Annotated in this window: 5 protein-coding genes and 1 pseudogene; 3 read left to right on the top strand and 3 right to left on the bottom strand. The window is 36.6% G+C overall.

Annotated elements, in window-relative coordinates; genetic code table 11:
- Nucleotides 1-126: 126 nt before the first annotated feature.
- Nucleotides 127-396, top strand: a complete 270-nt coding sequence (locus tag H6F45_RS25990) for a DUF6753 family protein (protein ID WP_242052732.1) — start codon at nt 127-129, stop codon at nt 394-396.
- On the opposite strand, the gene H6F45_RS25985 is transcribed toward H6F45_RS25990, so the two are convergent.
- The 3 genes and pseudogenes from H6F45_RS25985 to H6F45_RS25975 all read right to left on the bottom strand — a co-directional run bounded on the left by H6F45_RS25985 (nt 385) and on the right by H6F45_RS25975 (nt 2,434).
- A complete protein-coding gene (locus H6F45_RS25985; protein WP_096573085.1) occupies nt 385-1,080 on the bottom strand; it encodes a response regulator transcription factor in 696 nt (231 codons plus the stop codon). The two genes, H6F45_RS25990 and H6F45_RS25985, sit on opposite strands and share 12 nt — an antisense overlap.
- Before the next feature lie 193 nt (nt 1,081-1,273).
- Nucleotides 1,274-1,770: pseudogene (locus H6F45_RS25980) on the bottom strand (transposase).
- A 241-nt stretch (nt 1,771-2,011) separates the two neighbouring features.
- A complete protein-coding gene (locus H6F45_RS25975; RefSeq protein WP_190348798.1) occupies nt 2,012-2,434 on the bottom strand; it encodes a helix-turn-helix transcriptional regulator in 423 nt (140 codons plus the stop codon).
- A 477-nt stretch (nt 2,435-2,911) separates the two neighbouring features.
- Here H6F45_RS25975 and H6F45_RS25970 point away from each other — a divergent pair, with 477 nt between their 5' ends.
- Nucleotides 2,912-3,976, top strand: a complete 1,065-nt coding sequence (locus H6F45_RS25970) for a hypothetical protein (protein ID WP_190348797.1) — start codon at nt 2,912-2,914, stop codon at nt 3,974-3,976.
- Between the two features lie 574 nt (nt 3,977-4,550).
- Nucleotides 4,551-4,754, top strand: a complete 204-nt coding sequence (locus H6F45_RS25965; protein WP_242052731.1) for a hypothetical protein — start codon at nt 4,551-4,553, stop codon at nt 4,752-4,754.
- Nucleotides 4,755-4,853: the final 99 nt, after the last annotated feature.

The raw sequence follows: 4,853 nt of genomic DNA, 5'->3' as shown, positions 1-4,853 counted from the left end.
GGAGGCATTGCAAGAGTGTTAAGATATCAAACATGGGCTGTGTGTGGCTTTCGAGTTATCGTTGTGGAAGACTATAACTCTACTACATCAGCCCTCTTTTTATACTCTTTTTTTGGCTAAGGTATTGTGACTGGTAATATATTTTTCCTTTGGAGAGGTAGAGGGTTAACAGAACCAGTTCGCTTGACCGTGGAAGAACAGGAAATTCTGAATTGGGCTAAGTCAAAAGACGGAGAATTTGCTCGTCAAATTATGAAGTGGAACGATTTTGACCTGAGTGTTTGTCGAGCAAAAAAAGCTCAATTAAAAGGTAGATGTATGGTCTGGGTTGTGAATAACGAAGAAAGACAACGTTATCTAGACCAATTAAATCAAAAATCAAAATCAAGCCGTTAAACTGATTTGATTCGTTTCTGGACTATCTATCAGTCCCTCTACAATTGCTTTCGTAGCAGCTTGAGCGCGATTTTGACAATCGAGTTTAGTTAGGATGCGATGGACATGAGACCTCACAGTACCTACACTCAAAAAAAGTTTGTTGGCAATTTGATTGTTTCTATCACCAATAGCAATCATCTGCAAAATCTCTAATTCCCTAGAACTAAGTGAATATTGGTGGAAAACTCGTTTCTTTTTCATACTGGGAAGAACTGCCATAGTTTGAGGGTGTAAATTTTGAATTAATATTTTAGCGATCGCAGAATCTAACCAATGTTCTTCTTTGTACGTAACATAAATAGCTTCTGCTAACTTTTCTTTGGCTATCATTGTCGTACAATATGAATTCGCACCAGCAACAAAAGCTTCTCTAACACAGACTTCTGTGGCTTGGGCATTAAAAATCACGACTTTAGTATTTGATGCTTCTTGTTTAATTTGCCTAGTAACTTCCACACCAGCACCGTTTGCCAAAGTCGAATTCACAAGAGCTATATGTGGTTTGTGAATGTCAATGATTTTTAATCCTTCTGATGCTGTTTGGGCTTCTCCACAAATCTCTATATCAGGAGCAGCAGAGAGTAACATTTTGATACCATATCGACTCAATTCATGGTCATCGATAATTACTGTTTTTATCATGTTGTTTACCTACTATGTTTGCGGTTTCTTCTGATTTGGCAGTATTAATGATGATATTTAGATATGGTAACTTATCTTGTAAGTTAAACAGATGACAGATATAATACTTTAAGATTTTCTTAATATTTGCATAATATGTGCATAGCAAATTTTCTTAGAGGATGTCTGAAAAGTTTTGAGAAAGTGATTTTGATTACGCCAATTGCTTCAACATTAAACGAATCATAGCTACATAAATAAAAGCCTCTGTTGTTTCAGGTAAAATCTCATAGTCCTTACTCATTCTTCGACACGAGTTAAACCAACCAAAAGTTCTTTCCACAAGCCAACGTTTGGGCAGTACAACAAATCCTTTTTGTTCTTCGTGTCGTGTGACAACACTGCACAGCAAACAATAAACATCCATAACCCAATGCTCACACGCACCCATAAACGCAGACGCTCATGGATTTTCTCCCATGTCCCATCTTTTCTCCACTGCCGAAAATAGTGGTAAACAGTTTTCCATTTCGGGCAGTCGTGAGGCAGCATTCGCCATGCACAACCTGCAGACAGGATGTAAAGTATGGCATTTACCACTGCTTCCATATCAACACTACGTTTTCTACCTCCTTTTTTAGCTTCTAGAATTAACCCTGATAACAGTTCCCACTGTTGAGAAGTCAAATTACTTGGGTAGGATGCATTCATAGCTCTCGTAACGCTGTCATACTTACGTGTTTTTTCTACTGACAGGATACCGTTACGTGGGCTTTCTTACTTCTCAGACATCCTCTAAGAAGTGAGACTCTAAAATTTTTTATTATTTTCATTCATATAAGTCTAAAGATAGATTTTTATGAATAAAGATGCAAACTCAACTGCATTTTTTAATATTTTTATACCTTTTGACAGAAGTCAAATTAAAAATTGTAGGCATAACATATATTAATCATGCTCTTTCTGCTACTAATTTTTTTTCTGCCAAAAGGGTTGCACTTCTAGATATGACATCTAAAATGTCTGCTGGCTCAAGCAGAATAATTTGTTCTAAAACTTCCTGTTTAATTTCTTCAACAGGGCGGCTTTTAAAACTGTTAGCATAATTCAATGGGCTATCTTCCCAACGCTGACGATAGGCAGATAAAGATATATGACCGTCCAAATACTCTTGTAAAGATTCACTATCACCACCACTCACTTTTGCCAAACGCAAAAAGTTTTTAGAGTCAGCTTCAGGAACAACTTTCGCTTTTAACCATCTATACACGGTTGTAGTATCAACACCTATTCTTTCAGCTAACTTTTTCTGAGTCCAACCTTCTTCTAATAAATGTTCAATTAATTCTGCTAGTCGTTTTTGACGTTCTTGCATAGTAGAAAACCTGGTTCTACCAGTTATAAACTTTACTTATTATTCCACTTTATATTTATTATGATAACGTTGGCAACTTTAAATATTGATGTTTAACCCTGAAATTGGATTGAAAGTATCTACTTCATCAGATTTTTGGGCTGATTTAGTACATTTGCGATGCCAACTTTGCTTAGTTTTATATAAGCGTTTAGCAATACTCAAAGTGGGTGAGGCTTGCTAATTTATTTTATTCACTAATTGAAGACTAAACCTCTTTCCTTTACAAGAGTTTGAGGAAAATTCTCTATCAACTATCTACCACAAACCAAGAAACATTTTGGATCACATTGGCAGGGAATTGTTAAGAAATTATAAATACTATGCCAGTCTAGATGGCATTGTGCAAAAATTTTAATTGCACGGTGCAAAGTTAAAAAATCTACTTGACTAAGCATCCGTCAACAAACAAGGTGTCATCACTAGGAAAGCGAAGTTATGGCCTATATGACGGAATCTAGGCGAGATCCTGTGAATGGGGGGGGAAACCAAACCAGGTCATCTTCTGATTTTACCGTATTTGAGAATACAAGAAATCTTCTCCTGGAAGACAAAAGTGATCCAATGGGGTTAGAGACTGACTCTGAACAAAATCAAGCTGATAGTCAAAGCGTATCAAAGATAGAAAATCAGCTAAATGAGGCTGAAGCTTTAGAACTAGATAGATTAGAAAAGAAAATTGAAAAGGGTTTAAGAGGATTTTGGGAAGTAGGCCAGTCTTTGGATCAAATTCGAGACAAACGACTTTATCGCCAAAACTATAAAACCTTTGAGGAATATTGTCTCAACCGTTGGGAATTCTCCCGTCGTTCTGCTTATCGCTTGATACAAGGTGCATCGGTTTATGAAAATCTGAGACGTGGATCACAAACTTCTGAAAATGTGACCCATGGATCACAAAATAAAATTCTGCCGACAAACGAACGGCAAGTTAGACCTTTAACAACCCTATCCCCAGACGAACAGCGAGAAGTTTGGGCTAAAGCAGTTTCTACAGCACCCGGTGGAAAAGTCACATCTGGTCGTGTTGCCCAAATTGTTAGAGAGTACCACCGTGAAAATTCAGGAAATAAATCTAGAAAAGGTTACTCTTTTGACAAGCAACAGCAATCAACTAATGATTCTCAGCAGTCATTAAACCGTAGCTGTTGGAATTGTCTGTATTGTAGTCGGGATTCGGTAAAGGATGATCCACAAAGTTTTTATTGCGATCGCCTGGGTAAATTGAGTTTTGTTGAGAAAGACGGCAACCAACGTGGTGCAGAATGCGAATACTGGACTTACCGCTTTGGAGAATCTTCTCAAGTCAGAAAAAATGTCATCCCATTACGAGAAACTTTTAACGTGAATTTACAACTTCCAGCACATTTACAACCTCTGCTGCAAGATGCTGCTAAAGATTCAGGGTTAACTGTTATGGACTGGTTGACAAAACTGGTAGAAGAAAAGCTTTCACACGAAAATGAAAATTTCGTGGGTACTGTAGTTTCAGAAGTTGCTTGATATTCAGGATTTGGTAATCACTGGATAATATCATTTAGGGTAAAAGTGAAGGCAGAATTAGAAATTTTTGAAATTTTGAGGGGTAATTATATTTTAAATAGCATTAATCAATAACGGTTAAATGCTGAGTTTTTTCACACTCATCCTTTTTTCAGATGCACGAGTTTTAAACGAACCGCAGAGGCGCAGAGAACGCAGAGGAAGAGGAGATTGGGAGAGTTTTTGGTGTGGCTGTGTTTATTTTTTTCAAAGTGGGAATGATCTCAATTGTTAAAACACTTTTTAAATAGCAAGTTAAAAACTTTTGAATTTATTAATCAATAAAAATGAAATTGTATGATTTTCACTAATAAACAATAGACATTTTATAATTACTTCTTCTTGAAAGTGAGAAAGGTTGAGAATAGGAAATTTTGATTTTTCTCTTTGAAAGGAGAGGTTTGAAGTCTTGAATGAAACAATTAATTGTTAATTGTCAATTATCAATTGTCAATTGACAAAAGTATTTTCAGTATTAACAGCGAAATGCAACTTCTAATCATGTCAACATTTGGTAATTTGGGGGAGGACAGTTTTGGTGTCAGTAGGAGAGAATAAAAGAAGGTATCCAAACCCTGAATTATCAGGCTATCAATTAGCAATACCTTACTCACCAGATGCTACACGCAAAACTGGAACTGCTACTATTGCTAATCCACAAATACCAACAGCAACTAAGCGACTTAGAAAAGCTAAAAACCTTCCTTTCACCAATACCTTAGCCAAAAAAAGAGTATAAAAAGAGGGCTGATGTAGTAGAGTTATAGTCTTCCACAACGATAACTCGAAAGCCACACACAGCCCATGTTTGATATCTTAACACTCTTGCAATGCCTCC

The organism is Sphaerospermopsis sp. FACHB-1194 (assembly GCF_014696235.1).
GTDB lineage: Bacteria > Cyanobacteriota > Cyanobacteriia > Cyanobacteriales > Nostocaceae > Sphaerospermopsis > Sphaerospermopsis kisseleviana.
Note: the sequence above shows the minus strand (reverse complement) of the source record. Positions and strands in the feature narration are given on the sequence as shown.